This is a genomic window from Candidimonas nitroreducens (assembly GCF_002209565.1).
In the GTDB taxonomy this organism is placed as follows: domain Bacteria; phylum Pseudomonadota; class Gammaproteobacteria; order Burkholderiales; family Burkholderiaceae_B; genus Candidimonas; species Candidimonas nitroreducens.
Window position 1 is genome coordinate 304288 of sequence record NZ_NJIH01000002.1, and the last position, 23865, is coordinate 328152.

General features: G+C 66.1%; 19 protein-coding genes. 6 read left to right on the top strand and 13 right to left on the bottom strand.

What is annotated here, in order from left to right:
- The first annotated feature begins 12 nt into the window (after nt 1–12).
- Nucleotides 13–1410 (top strand): arylsulfatase, encoded by a 1398-nt coding sequence (locus tag CEY11_RS02865; protein ID WP_088601844.1) that lies wholly within the window; start codon nt 13–15, stop codon nt 1408–1410.
- Nucleotides 1407–2033, top strand: coding sequence for a LamB/YcsF family protein (locus CEY11_RS02870; protein WP_088601845.1), 627 nt, complete (start codon nt 1407–1409; stop codon nt 2031–2033). Before CEY11_RS02865 ends, CEY11_RS02870 begins: the two co-directional genes overlap by 4 nt.
- Here CEY11_RS02870 and CEY11_RS02875 read toward each other — a convergent pair.
- The 9 genes from CEY11_RS02875 to CEY11_RS02915 form a co-directional block, all read right to left on the bottom strand.
- Complete coding sequence (locus CEY11_RS02875) at nt 2030–3364, bottom strand: acyl-CoA thioester hydrolase/BAAT C-terminal domain-containing protein (protein WP_088602027.1); 1335 nt, start codon at nt 3362–3364, stop codon at nt 2030–2032. The genes CEY11_RS02870 and CEY11_RS02875 overlap by 4 nt on opposite strands.
- Nucleotides 3365–3378: 14 nt before the next feature.
- On the bottom strand, nt 3379–4965 hold the full coding sequence (locus CEY11_RS02880; protein ID WP_088601846.1) for an ABC transporter substrate-binding protein: 1587 nt from the start codon (nt 4963–4965) through the stop codon (nt 3379–3381).
- Nucleotides 4966–5030: 65 nt separating this feature from the next.
- Nucleotides 5031–6038, bottom strand: a complete 1008-nt coding sequence (locus CEY11_RS02885; protein ID WP_088601847.1) for an ABC transporter ATP-binding protein — start codon at nt 6036–6038, stop codon at nt 5031–5033.
- Nucleotides 6035–7021 (bottom strand): ABC transporter ATP-binding protein, encoded by a 987-nt coding sequence (locus CEY11_RS02890; protein ID WP_088601848.1) that lies wholly within the window; start codon nt 7019–7021, stop codon nt 6035–6037. The genes CEY11_RS02885 and CEY11_RS02890 overlap by 4 nt, the downstream gene beginning before the upstream one ends.
- Entirely contained in the window at nt 7018–7932 is a 915-nt protein-coding gene (locus tag CEY11_RS02895; protein WP_088601849.1) for an ABC transporter permease, read from the bottom strand. Before CEY11_RS02895 ends, CEY11_RS02890 begins: the two co-directional genes overlap by 4 nt.
- Complete coding sequence (locus CEY11_RS02900) at nt 7929–8903, bottom strand: ABC transporter permease (RefSeq protein WP_088601850.1); 975 nt, start codon at nt 8901–8903, stop codon at nt 7929–7931. Before CEY11_RS02900 ends, CEY11_RS02895 begins: the two co-directional genes overlap by 4 nt.
- Before the next feature lie 85 nt (nt 8904–8988).
- Nucleotides 8989–9957, bottom strand: a complete 969-nt coding sequence (locus tag CEY11_RS02905; RefSeq protein WP_088601851.1) for a LysR family transcriptional regulator — start codon at nt 9955–9957, stop codon at nt 8989–8991.
- 355 nt (nt 9958–10312) lie between these two features.
- Entirely contained in the window at nt 10313–10957 is a 645-nt protein-coding gene (locus CEY11_RS02910) for a DsbA family oxidoreductase (RefSeq protein ID WP_088602028.1), read from the bottom strand.
- Nucleotides 10958–11087: 130 nt separating this feature from the next.
- A complete protein-coding gene (locus CEY11_RS02915) occupies nt 11088–13589 on the bottom strand; it encodes a DUF3772 domain-containing protein (RefSeq protein ID WP_233154692.1) in 2502 nt (833 codons plus the stop codon).
- A gap of 333 nt (nt 13590–13922) precedes the next feature.
- On the opposite strand from CEY11_RS02915, the gene CEY11_RS02920 reads away from it, so the two are divergent.
- A complete protein-coding gene (locus CEY11_RS02920) occupies nt 13923–15125 on the top strand; it encodes an ammonium transporter (protein WP_088601852.1) in 1203 nt (400 codons plus the stop codon).
- 22 nt (nt 15126–15147) lie between these two features.
- On the opposite strand, the gene CEY11_RS02925 is transcribed toward CEY11_RS02920, so the two are convergent.
- Together CEY11_RS02925 and CEY11_RS02930 are read right to left on the bottom strand one after the other, a co-directional pair.
- Nucleotides 15148–16299, bottom strand: a complete 1152-nt coding sequence (locus CEY11_RS02925; protein WP_233154693.1) for a tellurite resistance/C4-dicarboxylate transporter family protein — start codon at nt 16297–16299, stop codon at nt 15148–15150.
- Nucleotides 16300–16403: 104 nt separating this feature from the next.
- The gene (locus tag CEY11_RS02930) at nt 16404–18488 is read right to left on the bottom strand and encodes an AsmA family protein (RefSeq protein WP_088601854.1); all 2085 of its coding nucleotides are present in this window, start codon (nt 18486–18488) and stop codon (nt 16404–16406) included.
- Nucleotides 18489–18856: 368 nt separating this feature from the next.
- On the opposite strand from CEY11_RS02930, the gene prfB reads away from it, so the two are divergent.
- The 3 genes from prfB (at nt 18857) to lysS (ending at nt 22332) form a co-directional block, all read left to right on the top strand.
- A protein-coding gene (gene prfB, locus CEY11_RS02935; protein ID WP_143322664.1) for a peptide chain release factor 2 occupies nt 18857–19961 on the top strand; the annotation gives its coding sequence in 2 pieces (ribosomal slippage) (nt 18857–18937 and nt 18939–19961; 1104 coding nt in all).
- Between the two features lie 89 nt (nt 19962–20050).
- Nucleotides 20051–20803, top strand: a complete 753-nt coding sequence (locus tag CEY11_RS02940) for an SDR family NAD(P)-dependent oxidoreductase (RefSeq protein ID WP_088601855.1) — start codon at nt 20051–20053, stop codon at nt 20801–20803.
- Between the two features lie 8 nt (nt 20804–20811).
- Entirely contained in the window at nt 20812–22332 is a 1521-nt protein-coding gene (gene lysS / locus CEY11_RS02945; RefSeq protein ID WP_088601856.1) for a lysine--tRNA ligase, read from the top strand.
- 56 nt (nt 22333–22388) lie between these two features.
- On the opposite strand, the gene CEY11_RS02950 is transcribed toward lysS, so the two are convergent.
- On the bottom strand, nt 22389–23276 hold the full coding sequence (locus CEY11_RS02950) for a methylglyoxal synthase (protein ID WP_088601857.1): 888 nt from the start codon (nt 23274–23276) through the stop codon (nt 22389–22391).
- A gap of 261 nt (nt 23277–23537) precedes the next feature.
- Complete coding sequence (iscA, locus tag CEY11_RS02955) at nt 23538–23861, bottom strand: iron-sulfur cluster assembly protein IscA (RefSeq protein ID WP_088601858.1); 324 nt, start codon at nt 23859–23861, stop codon at nt 23538–23540.
- Between the last annotated feature and the right edge of the window lie 4 nt (nt 23862–23865).

Genomic DNA, 23865 nt, shown 5'->3' on the forward strand with positions numbered 1-23865 from the left:
CGGAGACACAACATGCCGCAAGCGAAACCCCGGCCCAATGTAGTTCTGATCTTGGCCGACAACCTTGGCTGGGGCGAACTAGGCTGCTATGGAGGCGGCGCTATCCGCGGGGCACCCACGCCGCGTATCGACGCGCTGGCCGCACAAGGCACCCGGTTCCTGAATTTCAACGTCGAGAGCGACTGCGTACCCACACGTTCGGCCCTGATGACAGGTCGCCACCCAGTCCGCACCGGCGCCATGCAGTCCGTGCCCGCAGGGCTGCCCCAGGGCATTATTCCATGGGAGCGTACGCTGGCCGAAGCCTTCTCCGCGCAGGGCTATGCTACCGCCATGTACGGCAAATGGCACTTGGGCGACAAAGAAGGGCGCTATCCCAAGGACAAGGGCTTTGACGAGTGGTATGGCATTCCCCGCACGACGAATGAAACCATGTTCTTCAATGCCGTAGGCTTCGACCCCGAGGTCGTTGAAGTCCCCCACGTCATGGAGGGCCGCAAAGGCCACCCCGCAGAGAAGCGCGAACTCTACGATCTCGAGATGCGCCGCCGCATCGACGAGAATCTAACGCAACGCAGCTGCAACTTCATCGGTAGCCATGCCGGCAAGACACCCTTCTTCCTGTACGTGCCGCTGACTCAGCTGCACTTCCCCACTATCCCTCACCGCGACTTCGAAGGCCGCACGGGCAAGGGCGATTTCGCCGACTCGCTGGTGGAGATGGATGCCCGTGTCGGCCAAATACTCGATGCAGTCGAGGATCACGGCATCGCTGGCAACACTGTGTTTATTTTTGCCAGCGACAACGGCCCCGAGTATCGACGTCCATGGCGCGGGAGCGCCGGTATATGGGCCGGGACGTATCACACCGCGATGGAAGGCGCGCTGCGCGTGCCGCTCATCGTACGCTGGCCCGGTAAGGTACCCGCCGGCCGCCAGACCAATGAGATCGTCCATGTCGTGGATCTATTCCCTACTCTTGCCCGCATTGCGGGCCTGGAAGTGCCCACCGACCGCCCCATCGACGGGGTCGACCAGTCCGCGCTTCTGCTGGGACAGGCGGAGAAGTCGGCGCGCGAGGGCTTTGTCTACTACATCAAGACCGAACTACGCGCGGCCAAGTGGCGCGACTGGAAGATGCACTTCGTCTGGGAAGTGGAACCCAATGCCGGCCCCAATCATCTGGAAACCCCCTATGTGTTCAATGTGGTGCAAGACCCGAAGGAGGAGACTGACGTCAACACCACGCAAGGCTGGGTACGAGGCCCTATCCGCCACATGGTGAACAACTTCCAGGCCTCGCTCAAAGCCCACCCGCCGATACCACCGGGCGCACCCGACGACTATACGCCGTCCTATGACATGGCTGCCATACCGAATCCGAATGCTCGCGGCGGCGGCACGCCATGATCGCACAACTGGCCTGCCACATCGACACGACACACGCCACGCCATTGGCCGCCCTGCCGGCATGCGATGTCATCTATCTCGCAGACGCCGCCCCGGAGGCCGTCGAACGCCACATGCGTTCCTTGAACGATACACAGGTTTTACTGGGCATCAGCTTGGACTATCCAGAAGGAATGGATCCGCGCCACTGTGCTGCTGCATCCACAGACATCCTGCTGCAGCAAGCGTTATCGTCCCGGCTGGCAGCCTTCGCTGCCATCGCACAGAGTCAAGGCCGAGTACTCTCGACCGTGGGCTGCCATGGATCACTCGAGCAGGATGTCGCCGACGACGAGCGCACCACCCAGGTCGTCGCACGTACGCTGCTCCGCTTCGATTCCAGTCTGTCCATGGCAGTACCGGCGGGCCGGCGTGGAATAGCCGTGGCATACCATTGCGGCATCCAGGTATTGCGCGAAGCATGGCTGGGCAAGGAAATCAGCCAGCCGAGCCGCGACGGAAACCGTTCGGCAATGCTGCACATCGATCGCTACCGTACACAACATGAGCCGGCGCAACGGGTCGCGTCAGCGCCGCGGGAAGCCTCCCGCGGGCGCCAGCGGCGTGGCTCGGGCGTTTTCTAGCCTTGCTTGCCGCCGCTGCGCGCATGATCGCGCACGGCATCTGCCAGGAACTGCTTGATCCGCTTCCACGATTCCTCGTCGGCCCGGGCGTTGGGGGCCGGGCTGCCGCCACCGGTGCTGACCTTGCCCGAGACGGGATGGCTGTACACCAGTTGCGTGGTGGGGATATACGGGAAGACGATGGCGTGGCCCGCGTCCTGGGCGTCCACCCACTGCACGTCATAGGGATAGTGCTGCGCCTGCAGGCTGTCCACCACCATCTTGCTGTACAGGCTGGACGGCCAGGATCCATCGTCGGTAGCCGACAGCAGGATGATCGGCGCGCGGATCTTCTCGACCGGAATGCGTGCCCTGGCGACGGCCTCGCTGTCCTGCAGGGCGGTGCGGATGGCGCGCTCGTGGCGATGCGGCGACGGGCCTTCGTCGAACGGCGCCCAGGTGGCGGTGCGATTGCCCTCCCACAGGTGCCGCAGGGGCTTGCCGCCCAGCAGCCACGTGGGGCCCTCGCGGCCGACCTTGGGGTCTGCCGCATTCTGGCCGCTGTGCACCACGGCGCCGGGCACGTAGGCGACCACTGCCGATACGTCCTGCGGATACACCGAGGCCAGCAGCAGCACCAGTTCGCCGCCCCGGGACTGCCCATTGAGCGCGACGAAGCCGTCGCGCGGCTGTTGCGTCCTGCGCAGCCAGTCCAGGCCCTGCTTGAAGTATTCCAGCGGCGTGTTGGAGATATAGTCCGACAGGCCCGGCGCCTTGAAATACGCCAGCGCGAAAGCGATATAGCCGCGCGAGGCATACAGCGCCGCGCGCGGCTCGTTGATGCCGCCGCCCGAACCGTTCAAGATCATGATGGCCGGATGCGGGCCGGGGCCGGCCGGCTTGAACAGCGTACCGACCAGCCCTTCTGCGCGGATGTCCTGGCGCGTCACGCCGGCGGCCATCAGGCGCTGCACCAGCACGGCTTCCAGCCGCACGCCCGCGGCCCCGCCTACGCCCTCGACCTCGGCGCTGATCTGCGTGCGCAGCGGCTCCGACATGTCGGCCGGGAATACATCCCGGGCACCGGCGCGCTCGGGACACTGCGACCAGATCAGGCCCATGGCCGACACGCCCGCATAGTCGCCGGACAGCGGCGCGCACTCGGCCAGTTCGACGACGCCCGCGGCGTCGGCCTGGAAGCTGGCGCTGCTACGCCAGACCGTGCCGTTGCCCCGCACGGTGCGCGTGGCGATGGTGACGCGGGCGTGCGCCGGAACATGCTCGAGCCGGATGCGGCGCGGCACATCGATGAGGTCGTCGGCGGGCTCGACGAGCAGGCGGGCTGGACTCATGCCGGTCGCGCTCATTACTTGGCGCCGGCCTGCTTGCCGTCGGCCTTGCTGACCTGCATCGCCACGGTGCGGTCGCTGGTCCACGGCACCACCTTCAGGCCTTTCTTGGCGGCCCAGATGTTCTTGTAGTGGTACAGCGGCAGGATGCCCACGTCATTCATGACCACGTTCACGGCATCGCGCAGAATGGCCTCGCGCTTGTCCACGTCGAACTCGACGGTGGCCTTGCGCAGGTCTTCATCCATCGCGGCGCTGCTGTAGTGGCCCCAGTTCGAGGTGCCCAGGCCCTTGGCCGGCGTCACGGTGGCCAGGATGTTGACCATGGCGTAGCTGCCCTCGCCGGTGCCGTTGCCCCAGGCGATCATGCTCATGGCGTATTCGTTTTTCTTGGCGCGGCCCGCGTACACGGCCCATGGCACCACCTCGACGCTGGTCTTGACGCCTATGCGCGACCAGAACTGCGCCACCGCCTGCGCGGTCTCCGGCCCCAGCGGATAGCGGTCGGACGGCACGTGCATGGTCAGCTTGAAGCCCTCGGGAAAACCAGCCTCTTTCAGCAGCGCCTTGGCTTTGGCGGGGTCGAACGCGATAGGCTTGATATCGGGGTTATAGCCATAGGTGTCGGCGGGCATCCATTGGTCGGCCACCGTCGCGGCATCCTGCAGGATGCGATCGACGATCGCCTTGCGATTGACCGCCAGCGACAGGGCCTGGCGCACACGCACGTCCAGCAGCGGGTTCTGCGGCAGTTCCTTGCCGCTATTGTCGGTGATGTACTGGTTCGGCCCCTTGCGGAAGCTGGGCTGCAGCAGCATGACGCGCAGGCCCGGGTACGAGAACAGCGACACCTTGGACGATTTCTTCAGCCGCGCGATGTCGGATACGGAAACCTTGTCGATGACGTCCACGTCGCCCGACAGCAGCGCGGCGGTGCGCGAGGCGGCATTGCTGATATAGCGGTAATTGACCTTGTCCCATTCCGGCTTCGGGCCCCAGTAGCCGTCGTTGCGCTGCATGATGATGCGATCGCCCGGCGTATAGGACACCAGCTTGTAGGGGCCGGTGCCGACCACGGCCTTGCCGCTGTTGTAGTCTTCGCTGGTGGCATTCGCGCCGACATGGCGGCTGACGATATGCACGGAAGCCAGGTTCAGGGGCAGGTCGGGATTGGGCACCGTGGTCTTGACGACCAGGGTAAGCGGATCTTTGGCCTGCGCCGAGGCGACAGTGCGCAGATAACCGGCGAAGGTCGCGACGCTGCCTGGTACTTTACGCGCGCGCTCATAGGAAAATACGATGTCGTCGGCCGTGAAGGGCTTGCCGTCCGACCACTTGACGCCGGGGTGCAGCTTGAATTCCCAGGTGTGATCGTCCAGCGCCTTCCAGCTGTCGGCCAGCATGGGCTTGACCCGGTTGTCGCGGATCTGGGTCAGCAGGTCGAAAAAGTGCAGGTCGACGGAGCGGTCGCCGGCAAAATTGTTCAGCTGCGGATCCAGCGACGAGACCGGATCGGCGAAGCCGATGTTCAGGGTTTCGGCATGCGCGATGCCGCCGGCGGCAAGCACGCCGGCCATCATGGCACTGATTAAAAAACGCTTCATTGCGACTCCTCCAGGAAAAACCATTGCAATCGTAGGACGGGATGAAAACTCATGACGGGTGCGGCTCAGGCCTGGTCGTTCAGGTGGCAGGCGCTCAGGTGGCCCGGGGCCACGCTCTTGAGCTCGGGGCGCTCGACCCGGCAGCGCGGCATCGCGTACGGACAGCGGGGATGAAAATGACACCCGGACGGCGGCGCCAGCGGACTGGGGATTTCCCCCTTGACCGCTGAAAAGGCGCGGCGGCGCACATCGATGCGCGGCACCTCGTCCAGCAAGGCCTTGGTATACGGGTGATTCGGATGGTGAAAGATTTCCGCCACGGGCGCCGTTTCGACCACGCGCCCCAGGTACATGACGACCACCCTGTCCGACAAGTGCTCGACCACGCCGAGGTCGTGGCTGATGAACAGATAGGTCAGGTTCAGCTGCTCGCGCAGATCCATGAACAGGTTCAGGATCTGCGCCTGGATCGACACGTCCAGCGCAGCCACGGCCTCGTCGCACACCAGCATGTCCGGGTTCACCGCCAGGGCCCGCGCAATACCTATGCGCTGGCGCTGGCCGCCGCTGAACTGGTGCGGATAGCGGCCGCGCAAGGCGGGGTTCAGGCCGGCACGCTGCAGCTGCGCGCAGACGTAGTCGTCCAGCTCGGACTGCGGCACCAGATCGTGGGTGCGCACCGCTTCGCCGACGATTTCCGTAACCCGCAGCCGCGGGTTCAGGCTGGCGTACGGATCCTGGAATATCAGCTGGATCTTCAGGCGTGCCTGGCGCTGCTGGCGGCGGCTCATGGCGGCCGCCTCGACGCCGTTGACGCGCCGGCTGCCCTCGCTGGGCGCCAGCAGGCCCGCGGCGATGCGGCCCAGCGTGGATTTGCCGCAGCCGGACTCGCCCACCAGGCCCACGACCTCGCCGCGCCCGACCACCAGGTCGACACCGTCCACCGCGTGCGTGACCGCCGGCTCGCGCTGCAGGCGCAGGCCTTGCAGAATGCCGTCGAACAACCCGGGCGCTCTTTCGCCGAAACGATGGCTGATGCCCTTGAGCTCTACCAAGGGCGCGGTCGGATTCATGCCGGCACCTCCTGCCCGATCGGGTGAAAGCACCGCACCGCGTGCCCGTTTCCATGAGGATCCAGGGCGGGCCGCTGTTGCTCGCACTGCACCGTGCGGCGCGTACAGCGTTCGAAGAAAGCGCAGCCCGCGGGCAGGGCCAGCAGGTTGGGCGCCATGCCGGGTATCTGGTTCAGGCGCCTGCCATGCCGGTTGCTGCTGGGCAGACTGTTGAGCAGGCCCAGCGTGTAGGGGTGCAGCGGCCGATCGAGCACGTCGTCGACACCGCCCTGCTCGACGATGCGGCCGGCGTACATGACCGCAATCTCGTCGGCCAGGCCCGCCACCACCGAAAGATCGTGCGTGATCCATATCAGGGAGGTACCGTACTGGCGCGTCAGGTTCTGCACCTCGGACAGTATCTGTCCCTGGATGGTGACGTCCAGCGCGGTGGTGGGCTCGTCGGCGATGATCAGTTCGGGCCGATGCAGCAGCGCAATGGCGATGGCCACGCGCTGGCGCATGCCGCCGGACAACTGGTGCGGGTACGCCATCAGCCTCTCTTCGGGGCTGGAAATACCCATCGCGCCCAGCGTGTCGCGCGCCAGCTCGCGCGCCCGCGCCCTACTGGTGTTGCTGTGCGCCAGCACCGTTTCGATCATTTGCACGTCCACGCGCAGCACCGGGTTCAGCGTCATCATCGGATCCTGGAAGATCATGGCGATGCGATTGCCGCGCAGATGCTGCATTTCTTTTTCCCGCAGCCGCAGCAGATCGCGCCCCTTGAACAGGATCTCGCCGGCGACGATGCGGCCCGGGGGATCGATCAGGCGCATGATGGAAAAGCCGGTCACCGATTTGCCCGAGCCCGATTCGCCCACCAGGCCCAGGATCTTGCCGCGCTCCAGGCCGAAGGACACCTCGTCGACGGCCGCCACCGCGCCCGCCCTGGTGGAGAAATGGGTGCGCAGGCCGCGCACTTCCAGAAGCTTGTCCGCGCTCATTTCTGCAGCCTCGGGTTGAAGATGTCCCGCAGGCGATCCCCCACCAGGTTCAGGCTGACGATGGTGACCAGCAGCGCTATGCCCGGATAGAAGCTGATCCAGTACTGGCCCGACAGCATGTATTGGTAGCCATTGGAAATCAGCAGGCCGAGCGAGGGCTCGGTGACCGGCACGCCTAGGCCCAGGAAGCTCAGGGTGGCCTCCAGCGTGATGGCGCGCGCCACCTGCAGGGTGCCTATGACGATCAGCGGCGGTAGGCAGTTCGGCAGCATGTGCTTGAGCACGATGCGCCACTGCGGTATGCCCAGGCAGCGCGCGGCTTCCACGTATTCCTTCTGGCGCTCGACCAGCGCCTGGCCGCGCGCCGTGCGCGCGTAATAGGCCCATTCCAGCACCACCAGGGTAAGAATCACATTGCCTACGCTCTTGCCCAGATAAGCCAGGATCATCATGGCCACCAGGATGGAAGGCAGCGACAACAGCAGGTCGACCAGGCGCATGAGCGCGGCATCGGTCTTGCCGCCGAAGTACGCTGCCACCAGACCGAGCACGGTGCCGATGATGCCGGCCGCCAGCGCCGAGCCCACCCCCACCGTCAGGCTGATGCGCAAGCCGTACAGAATCGCCGACAACAGGTCGCGCCCCTGCCCGTCGGTACCCAGCCAGTAGGAAAAAGTGCCGGTGCTGCTTTCGGTGCCCGGCGCAAGACGCGCGTCCAGGATGCTGATCTGCGTAAGGTCGTAGGGATTCTGCGGCGTGATCCACGGCGCGAGAATCGCGGCGGCGATCAGGGCCAGGCCCACCACCAGGCCCAGCACGGCGCTTTTGGAGGCGAATAAATCGCCCAGGAACTGGCGCCAGGAAGATTCCAGCTCCATGGGAACGGCGGCCTTTGCGATGACTGCGCTCATGCCGTCTTCTCCAGGCGCACGCGCGGATCCAGCAGGCGGTACAAAATGTCGACCACCAGGTTGACGGTGACGAACAGGCACACGATCACGATCAGGTAGCCGACGATGACCGGCCTGTCCAGGGAATTGATGCTGTCCAGGATCAGCTTGCCCGCGCCCGGCCAGGAAAAGATGCTTTCGGTCACCACGGCGAAGGCGATGGTCGAACCGAATTCCAGCCCCAGCACGGTCACCAGCGGAATCAGAATATTGCGCAGCACGTGCACGCCGATGATGCGCAAGGGCGACAGCCCTTTGGCGCGCGCGAATTTGATGTAGTCCAGCGGCAGGGTTTCACGCACCCCCGCGCTGGTCAGGCGGATCACCAGCGAAATCTTGAACAGCGACAGGTTCAGGGCCGGCAGCAGCAGGTGCTTCAGGCCGTCCCAGGTCAGGAACGACCACTGCGCCCCGAACAGCTGCACGGTCTGGCCGCGCCCGCTGGCGGGCAGCCAGCCCAGGCTCACGCTGAACGCCATGATCAGCATCAGGCCCACCCAGAACGTCGGCAGCGAGAAGCCGAGTATGCTGCCCGCCATCACCGTCTTGGACAGCGGATGATCGGGCTTCAGGCCCGCCAGCAGGCCGACCGGCAGGCCCAGCACCACGGCGATGACCATGGCCGCCACCGCCAGCTCCAGGGTCGCCGGCAGGCGCTGCATGATCAATTGGATGGCCGGCTGGTTGTAGACGAAGCTGTTGCCCAGGTCGCCGTGCAGCGCGCCCGCCAGGAACGATAGGTACTGGCGCCACAGTGGCAGGTCGAGCCCGAGCTGCGCGATGATGCGTGCCCGGTCGACCTGGTCGACGTCCTGGCCTATCAGGATGTCGACGGGGTTGCCGATGGCGTGCAGCCCTACGAATACGATCAGCGTCATCAGCAGAATGACGAAAACCGCCTGCACCAGGCGCTTGGCCAGCCAGAGCATCATCGCGCGGCCTCCGTCCGAACCGGGCCCGCGGCCTGCGCGCCCCCGGCCACGACACAGTTCATGGGTATCGGTCGCCGCATGGTTTTCATGCCTCGGCCACGCTGTAGAGCGAGCCCATGATCGCCGCCAGGTTCTGCGGATCGTGTTCGACCAGCTTGGGCAGGCGCAGGCGGGCCTGGTCTTTGAGGCAGCCGATCAGGCGCGCCACGTGCTCGCCGCCCAAGGCGCCTTTGGCGGTGATGACGCCGAACAAATAAGGAATGTGCACGTCGATCGGCCGTATGACGATGTCGTCCATCGAGCCGCCGAGCGCGCTGACGGGTTCGACGATGGAAATACCCATGCCGTTGCGCACCATCGCCAGCGCATTCAGCGTGGAATTCGTCTCGATGCTGAACGAGGGATGGATTTCATTCTGCGCCATGGCCTGATCCAGGCGGTGCTTCAGCCTGTAGGGGTTGGCCATGGTGATGATGGGCGAATCGCCTAGCGCGGACAGCGCAACGGTCTCGTGCCGCGCCAGACGGTGCCCCTTGGGCAGGGCCAGCACACAGGACACCTCGGCCACCCAATGGATATGCGTGCCCTGGCTCTGGATGGGCAGGCTGGCAATGCCCAGGTCTACGCTTTCGCCGGCGACGCTCTTGACGACTTGTTCCGGCAGCAGGCTTTGCACCCCGAAGCGCCGCGGCAGGTCGGGCCCGGCCTGCTCGCGCAGTTGCTTCAATGCATGCGGCAACAGGCCGGCAGCCAGCGCCGCGGTGGCGGCGACACGCAGCGGCCGGTGCTCGCCGCGGGCGATTTCTTCCGAGCGGATGCGGATCTGCTGCAGGCCGCCCAGGGTGCGCCGCACTTCTTCGTAGAACAGCAGGCCTTTTTCCGAGGGCGTGACACAGGGCCGGCTACGGGTGAACAGCACGTAGCCGATCTCGGTTTCGAGATCCTGGATCAGGCGACTGATGGCGGACTGCGAACGCCCCAGCAGCTGGCCCGCAGCCGTCAGGCTGCCGGCGGACATCACGGCGGCGAAGGCTTCCAATTGTCGTAGATCCATAGCATCCATGCATTTTCTGCAAATTATACTTTCAACTATTTGGTTCTACGATATATAAGCTTATTCCTCAAGCCTCTATTCGCCGAAATTAGCGGCAATTAAGGGTTTATCCGGACAAGATTAGCCGCGGGCAAGCAACACGGCCGGCCGCCGGCAACGCGCCTCGACGCTGCTGCCCGCCGCATGCTGTTTCTTGAAGATTGAAAAATATCGCGCCCCGCCCCTTGCGGGCGAAACCGCTGGCTATCCAAGGCAAGGGCACAGGCACGGCGGCGCCGCAGCCCTATAGCTGCCCTACCCTCGGCATTCCATCGCGGCACAGCCCGGCCGGACGCGCACCGGGCCGGCCCAGACCCTATTGCGGCGCCGAGGCAATGCGCCGCAGCGCCTGCTCGAACACCTCTGGCGGCTGGCCGCCCTGGATCAGGTGCTTGTCGTTGACGATGATGGAAGGCACGGAATCGATGCCGGCATCACGGTAGTAGCCCTCGCGCTCGCGCACCTCTTGGGCGTAGGCGTCGGAGGCGAGGATCTCGCGGGCCTGCGCCGCATCCAGCCCTACCTGGGCCGCCAGGTCGGCCAGCACATCGATGTCGCCCGGGCTGCGGCCCTCGGTGAAATAGGCGCGGAACAAGGCATGCTTGAGTTCACGCTGGCGCCCCTGCAGGCCGGCCCAGTGCAACAGGCGGTGCGCGTCGAACGTGTTGTAGACGCGCGTGCGCGGCGCGAATTCGAACCCTACCTGGGCGCCGCGCTGGCGGATGTTCTCGGCGCTGCGCGCGACCTCTTGCGGCGTCCTGCCGTATTTCTGGCCGAGATACTCGACGAAGTCGCGCCCCTCGGCCGGCATCTGCGGGTTCAGCTCGAAGGGCTGGAAATGCAGATCGACGCCGACCTCGCCGTCCAGCTGCGCCAGCGCCTGTTCCAGCGAGCTGAGCCCGATGGCGCACCACGGGCACGATACGTCGGAAACGAAATCTATCTTGAGCTTGCCTGCCATATCAATATCTCGCAATTTGAACGTGCCCGACGCGAGGCTAGGCCCGGCGTCCGCGGCATCTACATACATCTACCATCCATCCGACCCAGTTTAATCCCTTGCGGCGAGGCCCGCGCGATCGCCGTCCCGGTCACTCCGCAACCGAAGCCGATCCCGGCGCGGCGGCGCTGGTAGGAGGCAGCACCGGGCCTGCGGGCTTGGCCTCGGCCAGCAGCATGGTAGAGGGCGTCGACAGGGGCAGGCCGGCCTCGCGCAGGCGCCGCAGCACGTCGAACAGCAAATCGCTGCGCACCCCCGAGGCGGCGCGCGGCGACACTACATAGCCGATCAGGTTGAAGACCAGGCCGCCGGCGTCCAGGCCTTCGAGCAGCACGCTCGGCGCCGGTTCGTCGAGCACCCCGTTGTGTTCGCGCAGCGCGTCGAGCATCAGGCCGCGCGCCCGGTCGGCATCGGTCGACAGCGGCATGGGCAGCTTGATGAGCACCCGTCCCAGGGGATTGGCGTGGGTCACATTGCGCACGATCTTGGTGATGAACTCGGAATTGGGCACCACGACCGTCGAGCGGTCGCTCATCTGGATTTCGGTGGCCCGCACGTTGATGCGGCGTATGTCGCCCTCTACGCCGCCCAGAGTGACCCAGTCACCCACCTTCACCGGGCGTTCGGCCAGCAATATCAGGCCCGACACGAAGTTCTGCACCACCGCCTGCAGGCCGAAGCCTATGCCTACCGACAGTGCGCTGGCGATCCAAGCCACGCGCTCCAGGCCTATGCCCGCGGCCGACAGCGCCAAAGCCACGATCAGCACGTAGCCGGCATAGCCGAACAGGGTCGCGGCCGAATACTGCATGCCCCGATCGAGGCTGGTGGCGGGCAGATAGCGCGCCAGCAGCCAGCGCTGCAGCACCCGGATGCAGGCGAACCCCAGGATCAGAACCAGCGCCGCCAGGAATACCGAGGTCGGCCGGATCTGCGCCTCGCCTATGGAAATGCCGGTGTACAACTGGTTGAAGCGGCTGATCCACTCCGAGGGCCCTTCGCCGAACGGGATCAAGAGCAGCATCAAGGTGATCAACACGATGGCCAGGCGCACCAGCCCGGCTGCCAGCACCAGGGCCTGGCAGCGGGCGCGCAGCATGGGGCCGGGATCGGGCCCGTCGGGCGCGCCGCGCTTGACGGCCGCCAGCAGGCTGGCACAGCCATCCTCCACCAGCACCGACAGCAGATACGCCACGCCGAGCACCGTCACGACCCACACCACCTGCCTGGCCAGGAAGCCGCCGAAGGCCACGTAGCCGGCCACCAGGCACACCGCACTGATCGCCAGGGCCGTCCAGGCGGCGGCCATGAGCGCCGAAGCCCATATGGGCAGCGCCGGCGCCGGCCCCTTGTCGCTGGTGTCGGCCGTGGCCTGCCGCAGGCGCCGCGCGCGCAGCAGGCCGGCCGCCAATATCGCCGTGGTCAGCAAGCCGGTGAGGCAATCCAGGAAAACCGTGGTACTGAGACTGGCATTGACCTGCGCGGCCAGGTGCTGCGCCGCCCAGCCCAGCACGATCACCACCGACAACAGCAAGGGAAACCTGCGCAGGCCTTGCGCCACGCCGTCCGACAGATGAGGCAGGCGCCAGGAAGGCCGATCGGCAGCCAGCAGGGCCCGGCCCAGGCCGGCCACCAGGCCGCCGAAACACAGCAGGCCGACCAGCCAGCTCAGCAAGGCGTCCAGGCCATCGGGCAAGGCGGCAGACCAATCGATGCCGGTGTGCAAGGCCGTGGCGATCAGGCCCGGAACGGCAACCGCCATCACGACCCGCACCACCGCATACAAAGAGCGGCGCAAGCGGCCCGATGGCACGTGCGTGGTCGAGAAACGCATCAGCGCGCGCCCCGCCAGCACGCGCAGCACCAGCAACAGCGCAACCCCCAGCAGCACCAGCACCCACACCCGAGCCGGCGCGGCGCGCACATAGCCGGCCAGTTCGTTGCCCAGGGGCACGAAGCGCCGATGGGCATCGCGGGGCCACTCCTGGGCCAGTTCGGCCCAGAACGGCACGCCGAAGACGGAATCGGTGCGCGCCCCCAGGCGGGCCTGGAACTGCGAACGCCGCAGTGTCTGGATCTGCTCCACGGCCTGGTCGCCTTCGACCGTGATCAGGCGCGCCAGCTTGAGCTGGGAGTCGAGCGTGCTGCTGCTCTTGCCGAGCTGCGCGCGCTGGGCCGCGACATCGGGCGCCTCTTGGGTGCCGGCCGGCACGGAGCCCAGCTCGGCCTGCCTGGCCTTGACACTGGTGAGCTGCGGCTCGATCTGGGTGGCGGCCTGCTTGGCCTGGGCCTGGGCGTCCTGCACCGTGGCCCGCAATTGCACCAATTGCGCGTCGTCCAGCGGCTGCTTCAGGCTGTTCTGCACCGAGTCCATGCGCGCACGAGCCTCGTCGAGCGTGCGGGCGAAGTCTGCCGGCGTGGGGGTGCCCTTGGCGGCGCCGGCATTGGCATTGGCATCCGAAACCTGGCCTACGGCCCCGGCCAGTGGCGCCAATGCCAGCACGCAGGCCAACAGGGCCACGCAAAGCCAGGCCCACAAGGCCGCCAGGCCGGCGCGCGCGCCACCGGGTGCGCGCGTAAGCGTCGCTTTCATGTTCATGCTCAAGCGTTGAGGTTGCCTATTTTATGACGCGCCAGGCGGCCGTGCCGCGTCGCTTACCGATGGATACGGCGCCACGCCTGCAGCGCCTGTTTGGTCTATCTCGCCTACTGCGCCCGGGCAAGCCCGGGCACACGCCCCGGAAAAGTGCATGAGCCGGTTTGGTGCAATGAAAACGCACCAATAACGTGCAAACAAACCTTCATCTTCGGTGAACAATGAATCAACTGCGTTCAACCATTCGTCAATTTAGCGCTCGTAAAATTCAAGGCCGGACTGCGGCACGAGCGCGCCGCGCATTTATCACAACAAAAAGGAGCGTGCCGCATGGAGCGCCACATAGACAGCGCCGATGCCCTGTTCATTTTGCTCGGGGCCATCATGATCCTGGCCATGCATGCCGGCTTCGCATTCCTGGAACTGGGCACGGTGCGCAAGAAAAACCAGGTCAACGCCCTGGTCAAGATTCTCGCCGACTTCGCCATTTCCACCATCGCCTATTTCTTCGTCGGCTATTACGTCGCCTATGGCGTGACCTTCTACGCCGATGCGCCGGTGCTGGAAGCACATAGCGGCTTTGCGCTGGTGCGCTTCTTTTTCCTGCTGACGTTTGCCGCCGCCATCCCGGCGATTATCTCGGGCGGCATGGCCGAGCGCGCCAAGTTCTATCCGCAGCTATGCGCAACCGCGCTGCTGGTCGGCCTGGTGTACCCGTTCTTCGAGGGCATCGCCTGGAACGGCCACCTGGGCATCCAGGCTTGGCTGCAATCGGCCTTTTCGGCGCCCTTCCACGACTTCGCCGGCTCGGTGGTGGTGCACGCCATGGGCGGCTGGATCGCCCTGCCGGCGGTGCTGCTGCTGGGTGCGCGGCGCGGACGCTACTCCAAGAGCGGCGCCATCGCCGCCCACCCACCCTCGAACATTCCGTTCCTGGCGCTAGGCGCCTGGATTCTGACGGTGGGCTGGTTCGGCTTCAACGTAATGAGCGCGCAGACGCTGGATCGGATGAACGGGCTGGTGGCCATGAACTCGCTGATGGCCATGGCCGGCGGCACGCTGGCGGCGCTGGCCAGCGGCCGCAACGACCCGGGCTTCATCCACAACGGCCCGCTGGCGGGGCTGGTGGCCGTATGCGCGGGCTCGGACGTCATGCATCCCCTGGGCGCCCTGGCCACCGGCGCCGTGGCGGGTGCCGTTTTCGTCTGGATGTTCACCCTGACCCAGAACAAATGGAAGATCGACGACGTGCTGGGCGTATGGCCGCTGCACGGCCTGTGCGGCACCTGGGGCGGCCTGGCCGCCGGCATCTTCGGCCAGCGCGCCCTGGGCGGCCTGGGCGGCGTGTCATTCATGTCGCAGCTGGCGGGCACCCTGCTGGGCATCTGCACCGCGCTGATCGGCGGCCTGGTGGTCTACGGCAGCCTGAAGCGCTTCGTGGGCATCCGCCTGGAGCCCGAACAGGAATTCGAGGGCGCCGACCTGTCGATCCACAAGATATCGTCCACGTCGGACAGGGAAACCAGCTGGTAGGGGCCCGCGTCACGGCGCGGGCTCACTCGTGCCCCGCCCTGCCCGTCTCGCGGTGCCTGGAGGGCAGCTCATGGCGCGCATGCTGCGCCACGGCTCCCAGCCCGTGGCGGATGCCGTGCCGGCGCAGCGCGACGCCATTGCGTTCCATCTGCCTGCGCGCAAAAACGCGCCGCCCGACCCAGGTAAGCAGGCCCACGAAAGTCATGACCCAGGCCACGATCGCCACGAACAGAAAGCCCTCGGCCACAGGCATGAGAAAGCCGAAGCCCATCATCAGATCCATGCGGTAGGTGCTGGCCGCATACATGCCCAGGGGGAACACGGCCCCCCAGTAGAGCGCGTCGTATTGCACCGGGAAATGCCGGTAGCCGTGGCGCCACAGCTCCAGTATCACCAGCAGCGGGATCCACCAGGTTCCCGTGGCCCAATAGAAAATGGTGAAGCCTTTGACGAAGGGCAGCAGCGAATCCAGGTACGGCACGTCGGCGGCGTGCTCGATCATCGAAGCGCCCGTGAGGGCCGAAATGGCCATGGCGCCCATATTGATCCAGTACGGAGGCACCATGTCGCCCGGCGAGAAGCGGAAGAAGGTGTCGCGATAAAAGATGAGCGAGACCATCCATATGTACAGCATGCCGCCCCACAGCCACAGCGACAGCGCCAGAAAAGCCATCAGCGTACGGTATTCGACCGGCACGTCGACCACCAGGAACAGACTGAGCGACGAAACCGACTGGGTGGCGACCACCGCCAGCAGCCAGCCGCCGTTGATGCCCTGCTTGAGCTCGGGCTTGTGCGCCTTGATGATCAGGGCCGTGAACACCGCATAGTTCAGGCAGACCCAGAGCCCCAGGGCCAGCAGCCAGAAGGCCCACGCGACCTTGACATTGCCCGCCTGCTCGAGAAACTGGATGCCGAGAATGCTGGAGGCGGCCACCATGGTGAAATAGCCCCAGCCCTGCAGATGATGCGTCAGGTCTTCCAGCATGCGCGCCGGGTGGCGCATGATGCGCAATAGCGTCAGGATCCAGAGCACAGCGTACAGCGCCACGTTCAGGTAGAACAGCACCCGCGCGAACAAGGGCGCCAGCGAGAACGCCGCCGGGCCCAGCATGTGCGCGGCCAGCGAGACGATCCCAGTGGCCATGGTCAGGCCGAAATAGGCCGGGGACATGGAAGCCAGCGTGGCCCTGCGGGCCCGGCGCCGCCGCAGCCTTGCGGCAGAAGCGCGTGCGAAGAATGGCAGACTCATGAACGTGGCGGCATGTGGGCAGGCTTTCAGTATTCGACGACGGGCGGCGCCGGCCGGGTCGGTTGAGCCGGTTTCGGGTGCGCCTCGGGTTCGGGCTTGCGGCCCGGATGGGCCAGCATGGCCTGGCAGTCGCTGGCCTCGGTGGTGCCCGGGTTCAGCAAGGGCAGCAGCGCCGCGAAAGGCGTAGCCACCACGCCCAGCACCACCGCCGCGCCAGCGCGCAACAGCAGCGGCCCCTTGTAGACACCCACATCCGGGTGCTTGAAGGTGCCGTGCACGTACAGCGGGGTGCGCAGCGTGAACACGCGCGCCGACTTGTTCTCGGGCTTAACGTCCAGGTTCAGCACCTCGGTGGCCAGGTTGATCGTGCCGCTCACGTCCACGACGGCGTCACTGGTGTCCAGCCTGAACACCCGCGTACTCATCAGGCCCTTGTGCACGCTGAAGTCGCTGGCCATGCAGTTGAGTACCACTTGCTGATCGCCGAACAGCTTGTTGATCAAGATATTGGCCACGTTCAGGCCCGCGGTCTCCAGCAGCAGGCGGCTGATGGTGCCCTTGCTGATGAGCGCGCTCAATTCGCCATTGGCATGGCCCAGCAGCGCGGCAATGGAATTGCCCGTGGCCGCCAGCCGGGCGTTGCCATGCAGCTCGCCGAAGCTGGCATTCATGCTCTCGGCGCCAGGAAACAGCCGCTTGAGCTTCAGGTGGCGCGCAGAAACCGTGACATCCGCCTTCAGCGGCTTGCTGCGGCCGTCGGCATGGATCACCGTGGCCAGCGTGCCGCCGGCCACCCCGAAATCCAGCGGATCGAGGCTCAGCACGCGGTCGTCCAGCACCACATGGGTCTGGATGTGATCCAGCGGCAGCTCTTTGGAGTGAACGATCTTCTGCCCCGAGAACTTGACGTCGGCGTCCATGGTGGCCCAGCTGTCGGTAGAGATCGGGTCGACCGGCAGCACCTTGCCCGCGGGCTGCCGCACCTTTGCGGCCGGCTGCAATTCCTCGCCTTCGGCATTGTGGACGGCCTGCAGGCGCTTGGCCTTGCGCGCCGCGGTATCCACCCCCACCAGGGGCCCCAGATCCTTGAATCGCAACAGTGAAGAGCGCAATTCGCCGCTGAGCAGGGGACGCGGCTTGCGGATCTGGTACTTGAGCGTGCCTTCTATGTCGCTGGCGCCGACCTTGCCGCGGAAGTCGGAATAAGTCCAGGTTTCGTGCCCGGGCTGCAGCGTCCCGACCAGATGGCCCGAGGTGCTGTAGGCCGGCGTGTTGGGCAGCACTACCCCCAGTATGGGGTACAGATCGGCCATGGTCGCGCCCTGCAGCTTGAACTGCACGTCCAGCGCGGCGAGGTCTTGCGGGCGGGTCACCGAGCCCTGGGCCTGGATCTGCGTCTCGCCGATTTTCACGCGGGCATCGATGGGAAAGGGCTGGCCGCCCTGCTGCAGCGACAAGATGCCGCCCGAACTGCCCTGCCCCTCGACCCGCGCGCGGTTGTAGCTGCCGCTGAGCTTCCAGCCCAGGCCATAGCCTTCGGCAGTCGTCTGCGGCAGGCTGTCTAGGGTGGCCTGCAGGTCGAGCCGGTTGGCGGCGTCGCGCACCTGCACGCCGACGTCCCGCAGCTGCAGCCGGCGCAGGTCGAAGGCCCAGTCGGATTGCGGCTCGGTGGACGGGTTCTGCGTCAGGCTCCAGTTGACGGTGCCGTCCTGGGCACGCTGCAGCAAGAGCCGGGCCGAAGCCACCTGCAGGCTGTCGATGCGCGCCACGTGCTCGGGCAGCACCCAGGGGTCGACCACGACGGACACGTCGGCGGCCCGCAGCATGTCTTCGTCGGCCGGACTCCATTGCGGATTACCCACCGCCAGCCCCTGCGCCCGGATGCGCGGCAGCGGCAGCCAGCCGCGCCAGCCCGGGCGGTCGGCGGGCCAGAACCAATATACGGACAGATCCTGCATCGACACCGGCCGATGCAGCACGTCGCTGAGCCGCCGGCTCAACGGCTCGCGCAGCAGATTCCAGTTGAAGGCCCAGACGACGGCCACGCACAGCACCAAGGCCGCCAGCGGAGCCGCCACCACCCATAATCCGATTTTTGCGTATCTGCGCATCCCTGCTTCCATGCCTCGCGCCCGCCAAGGGCCATGTGATCCATTGAATGCTACGTGCGATGGGCAACGATCGTCCGCTTACAAGGTAACACAATGTGAAGCCATTCCCATGGCTAGCCTGCCCGAAAAGCCCCCGGCCGACGCCGTGGCTGCAGCCCTGCCGAGGCGGGCTCGGCCGCCGCCCTGCGCACAGGCGGCCCACGCGGTAAAATGGCAGGCTGCCCGGCGCGAAGGCGGGCTGCACCCTCTTCGGCACGGCGCCCCCGAACTTACGGAATATACGAACGAACACATGCGATGCACAGGCATGTATCCATATATATACATGTGTATCGCCAACCCGAATCACCCACCGGAATTTGCAAACCATGGAAGCAGAACGTCAAAATCAACTGGCCGCACGCCTGCAGGACTACCAGGATCGGCAGCTGGCTCTACGGAGGTATCTTTGACTTCGATGCCAAAGCGGAACGCCTGCAAGTAGTCAACGCCGAGCTGGAAAGCGCCAGCGTCTGGGACAATCCCACACACGCCCAGGAACTGGGGCGTGAAAAAAAGAATCTCGACACCGTCGTGCAGACGCTGTCGGAACTGGGCGCCGGCCTGGGCGACGCGCAGGAACTGTTCGAGCTGGCCGCAGCCGAGGGCGATGACGCCACGCTCGAGTCGCTCGAGCACGACAGCGACGGCTACCAGCAGCGCCTCGAGGCGCTGGAATTCCGCCGCATGTTCTCCAATCCGGCCGACCCGCTGAACTGCTTCCTGGACATCCAGGCCGGCGCCGGCGGCACCGAGGCCCAGGACTGGGCCTCCATGCTGCTGCGCCAGTACCTGAAGTATTGCGAACGCAAGGAATTCAAGGCCGAAGTCCTGGAAGAGTCCGAGGGCGAAGTGGCCGGCATCAAGTCGGCCACCATCAAGATCGAGGGCGAATACGCCTTCGGCTTCCTGCGCACGGAAACCGGCGTGCACCGGCTGGTGCGCAAGAGCCCGTTCGACTCCGCCAACGGGCGGCACACTTCGTTTGCCAGCGTCTTCGTCTACCCCGAGGTCGACGATTCCATCGAAATCGAGATCAATCCGGCCGACCTGCGCATCGACACCTACCGTGCCAGCGGCGCCGGCGGCCAGCACATCAACAAGACCGACTCGGCGGTGCGCATCACGCACACGCCCACCGGCATCGTGGTGCAGTGCCAGAACGACCGCTCGCAGCACCGCAACCGCGCCGAGGCGATGCAGATGCTCAAGTCGCGCCTGTACGAACGCGAACTGCGCGAGCGCATGGCCGCCCAGCAGAAGATGGAAGATGCCAAGACCGACGTGGCCTGGGGGCACCAGATCCGCTCGTATGTGCTGGATCAAAGCCGTATCAAAGATCTGCGCACCAACGTGGAAACCTCCAATACCCAGAAGGTGCTGGACGGCGATCTCGACCCATTCATCCAGGCCAGCCTGAAACAAGGCGTCTGATACGGATTCGCGATCGACAAGACAACGGCGCCGCCCGCGCCGGCCAGCCGCAACCCGCAATCCGCAACCCGCAACCAGGAGCACCCGCAATGAGCCTTTCCACTTACGCCATAATCACCGGCGCATCGCGCGGCCTGGGCCTTGCGCTGGCCCAGGGCTTGCTGCAGGCCGGCACCGGCGTCCTGACCCTGGCGCGCAGCCATAATGCCGAACTCGAAGCGCAGGCCGTGCAGGCCGGCGGCAGCTTGCGGCAGATCCAGGTCGATCTGGCGGACGCAGCCGCGGCACAGCGCTGCGCCGCGCAGCTTGCCGACTGCCTGCCGCGCGACGCGCAGCGCTACCTGCTCATCAACAATGCCGGCAGCGTCGACCCCGTGCGCAGCGCCGCGGGCCTGGACGACGCCGCGGCAATCGGCGCGGCGCTCACCCTGAACGTGGCCAGCGTCATGCTGCTGAGCGCCGCGTTCCTGAGCGCCACCCGCGGGCTCGACGCCCAGCGCCGTGTGGTCAACATCTCGTCAGGCGCCGGCCGCAACCCCGTCCCCGGCTGGGCGGTGTACTGCGCCACCAAAGCCGCCGTGGATCGCTACACACAGGTCGCCGCCGCCGAAAACCCCGACGCCCGCTTCGCGTCCCTGGCGCCGGGCGTGATCGACACCGCCATGCAGGGCCACATACGCGACAGCGACCCGGCCGATTTCCCCGGGCTGGCGCGCTTCGTCGACATGCACGCCGGCGGACAGCTGGCCGCGCCCGCGGCGGTCGCGGCGAAAATCCTGCGCTACGTGAACCGCGACGATTTCGGCTCGACCATCATCGACGACATACGCAATTACGACTGATACCTTCCATGACCGATTCCACACCCACGACCCCTGCCCTCGACGAGAACCACCTGATCGCAGAGCGGCGCGCCAAGCTGGCGCGGCTGCGCGGCCAGGGGCCGGCCTACCCCAACGACTTCAAGCCCGACAGCAGCGCGGCCGAACTACGCGCGGCCTATGGCGAACTCGACAAAGAAGCGCTGGATGCCGCCGGCAGGCAGGTTGCCGTGGCCGGGCGCATGATGCTCAAGCGCGTCATGGGCAAGGCCAGTTTCGCCACGCTGCAGGACGCCTCGGGGCGCATCCAGATCTACCTGGAACGCGGCGCGCTGGGCGAAGAGGCCTACGCCGAATTCAAGACCTGGGACATCGGCGACATCATCGCCGTACAGGGCAAGGTGTTCAAGACCAACAAGGGAGAACTGTCGATACACGCCGGCAGCGCCCGGCTGCTCGCCAAGTCGCTGCGGCCGCTGCCCGACAAGTTCCACGGCGTGGCCGACCAGGAACTGCGCTATCGCCAGCGCTACGTCGACCTCATCATGACCGAGGAGACCCGGCGCACCTTCATCGCACGCAGCAAGGCCGTGGGCAGCATCCGCCAGTTCATGCTGGAACACGGCTTCCTGGAAGTCGAGACGCCGATGCTGCACCCGATACCCGGCGGTGCCAGCGCCAAGCCCTTCGAGACGCACCACAACGCGCTGGACATGGACATGTTCCTGCGCATTGCGCCCGAGCTGTACCTGAAGCGCCTGATCGTCGGGGGCTTCGAACGGGTCTTCGAGATCAACCGGAATTTCCGCAACGAAGGCGTCAGCCCGCGCCACAACCCTGAATTCACGATGATAGAGTTCTACGCGGCCTACACCGACTACCGCTGGCTGATGGACTACACCGAAGCGCTGATCCGCGCTGCCGCCGTGGCGGCCTGCGGCACTGCGGTACTCAGCTACCAGGGCCGCGAACTGGATCTGAGCCGCCCTTTCGACCGGCTGACCATCGAGCAGGCCATACTCAAGTACGCCCCCGCCTATCAGGCCGGGCAACTGCGCGACGCAGCGTTCCTGCGCACGGAACTCGCCAGGCTGGGCGCCGACGTGCAAGGGCCGGTGTTGGCCCGTGCCGGCCTGGGCGCGCTGCAGCTGGCGCTGTTCGAGGAAACCGCCGAGGCGCTACTGTGGAACCCCACCTACATCATCGACTACCCGGTGGAGGTTTCGCCGCTGGCTCGCGCCTCGGACGCGCAGGCCGGCATCACGGAACGCTTCGAGCTGTTCGCCACCGGGCGTGAGATCGCCAATGGCTTCTCGGAATTGAACGATCCCGAAGACCAGGCCGCGCGCTTCCAGGCGCAGGTGCAGGCCAAGGACGCCGGCGACGAAGAGGCCATGTACTACGACGCCGACTACATCCGGGCCCTGGAATACGGCATGCCGCCCACCGGCGGCTGCGGCATCGGCATCGACCGCCTGGTGATGATGCTGACCGACAGCCCCAGCATCCGCGACGTGATTCTGTTTCCGCACCTGCGGCGCGAAGATTAGGGCTGGTTCACGCTAAAAGGGATCGCCCCGGCGCGGCCGCCCCGCCGAGGCTTGCCTCAGGCCAGCAGCTCCATGGCCTGCGCCCATTTATAGGCCACGGCCGGCGAGGTCGCGCAAGTGGCCGTGGCGGTCACCACCCGCACGGCCCGTTCCAGCAGCTGGATGTCGGCCTCGTGCTGGCGCGCCACGTGCGGGTCTTCAAAGAAAATGACGCGCTGGCAGCGGCCTTCCAGCACCAGTTCGGCGATCTGGGCGTCGCCGCCCAGGGGCCCGCTCAAGTAGGGCTGCACCCAGGGCCGCTCGCGCGGCCAGCCGCGCGACCAGGCCATCGCATTCAGGCGGCCGCTGGTGGTGCCGGTGCCGACACGCGCGGCGAAGCGCGACAGCAGCTCGAAATGGCTGTCGGCGAAATCGACCATCTGATCCTTGAGCGCATCGTGCGCGATCAACGCCACGGTCTGCGCCGCAAAATCGAAGGCCTGGCGCGCGGCCTGGCCCGCGCTCAGCCCCAGCCCCGCGTGCAGGCGCTCGACCTCGATCCATTCTACGGCGCCGGCCAGCGTCGAGATGAAGGGCTTGCCATGCGTGACGCACTGGCGCTTGAGCGCCAGTGCTTCGGGAAAAATGGAGGACGGATCGACCGGATCGATAAGATAAATGGCGCCGTCCAGGGCCGGCTCGCCGCCGGGCCGCTGCGGAATATGCGCCACCAGCTTCATCAGGCCGCCGTCGCGCCCGTAGGGATAGCGCAGCAGGCCCCGATAGCCGGCCAGCAGGCCCGAATGCTCGATCGCGTGATAGGTGCGGCCCACCGCGCGCAGCTCGACGCCCAGTTCGCGGATGGCCGGCCCCGAACGCTCCAGCCATTTGAAAAGCGCCGCACCGGGAGATTCGTGGTGCAGGCGGTTGGCAGCCAGGCCGAAACGCAGACGGGGAAAGGTCATGAACAGGGATCCGTATGGGGTCGGTCGGGAATCGGCTGGAAAATTCGCCGACTCGGAACAGACCGCAACTATACCGGAGCCCTGAGCGCCGTAGTGAGGCCACGCGCACCGTGTTTGCGGCCGGCCCGCGCTTGAGGCAGGCTCGGGCTTCAGGCTACCGAGTACGGCGGCACGGGGCTCGAGCGGCCGCCCGGAACGGTGGGCGGCAAGCCTGTGCTCGATCAACAGGCCGGCGGCAGCGGCTTTTGCCGGCCTCGGTGTTTACACCGTAAAGGATTCGCCGCAGCCGCAGGTGGCCTTTTCGTTGGGATTGGAGAACTTGAAGGCTTCGTTCAGGCCGTCGCGGGTGTAGTCGAGCTGCGTGCCGTCGAGGTAGGCCATGCTGTCTGGGTCGACGTAGACCTTGATGCCGCAAGACTCGAAAATGAGGTCGTTGGCGGCCGGCTCGTCGACATATTCCAGCTTGTAAGCCATGCCCGAACAGCCCGAGGTGCGTACGCCCAGCCTCAGGCCCACGCCCTTGCCGCGCTTCTCTAGGTAGCGCCCGATGTGATCGGCCGCGCTCTGCGTCAGAGTAATTGACATGGAA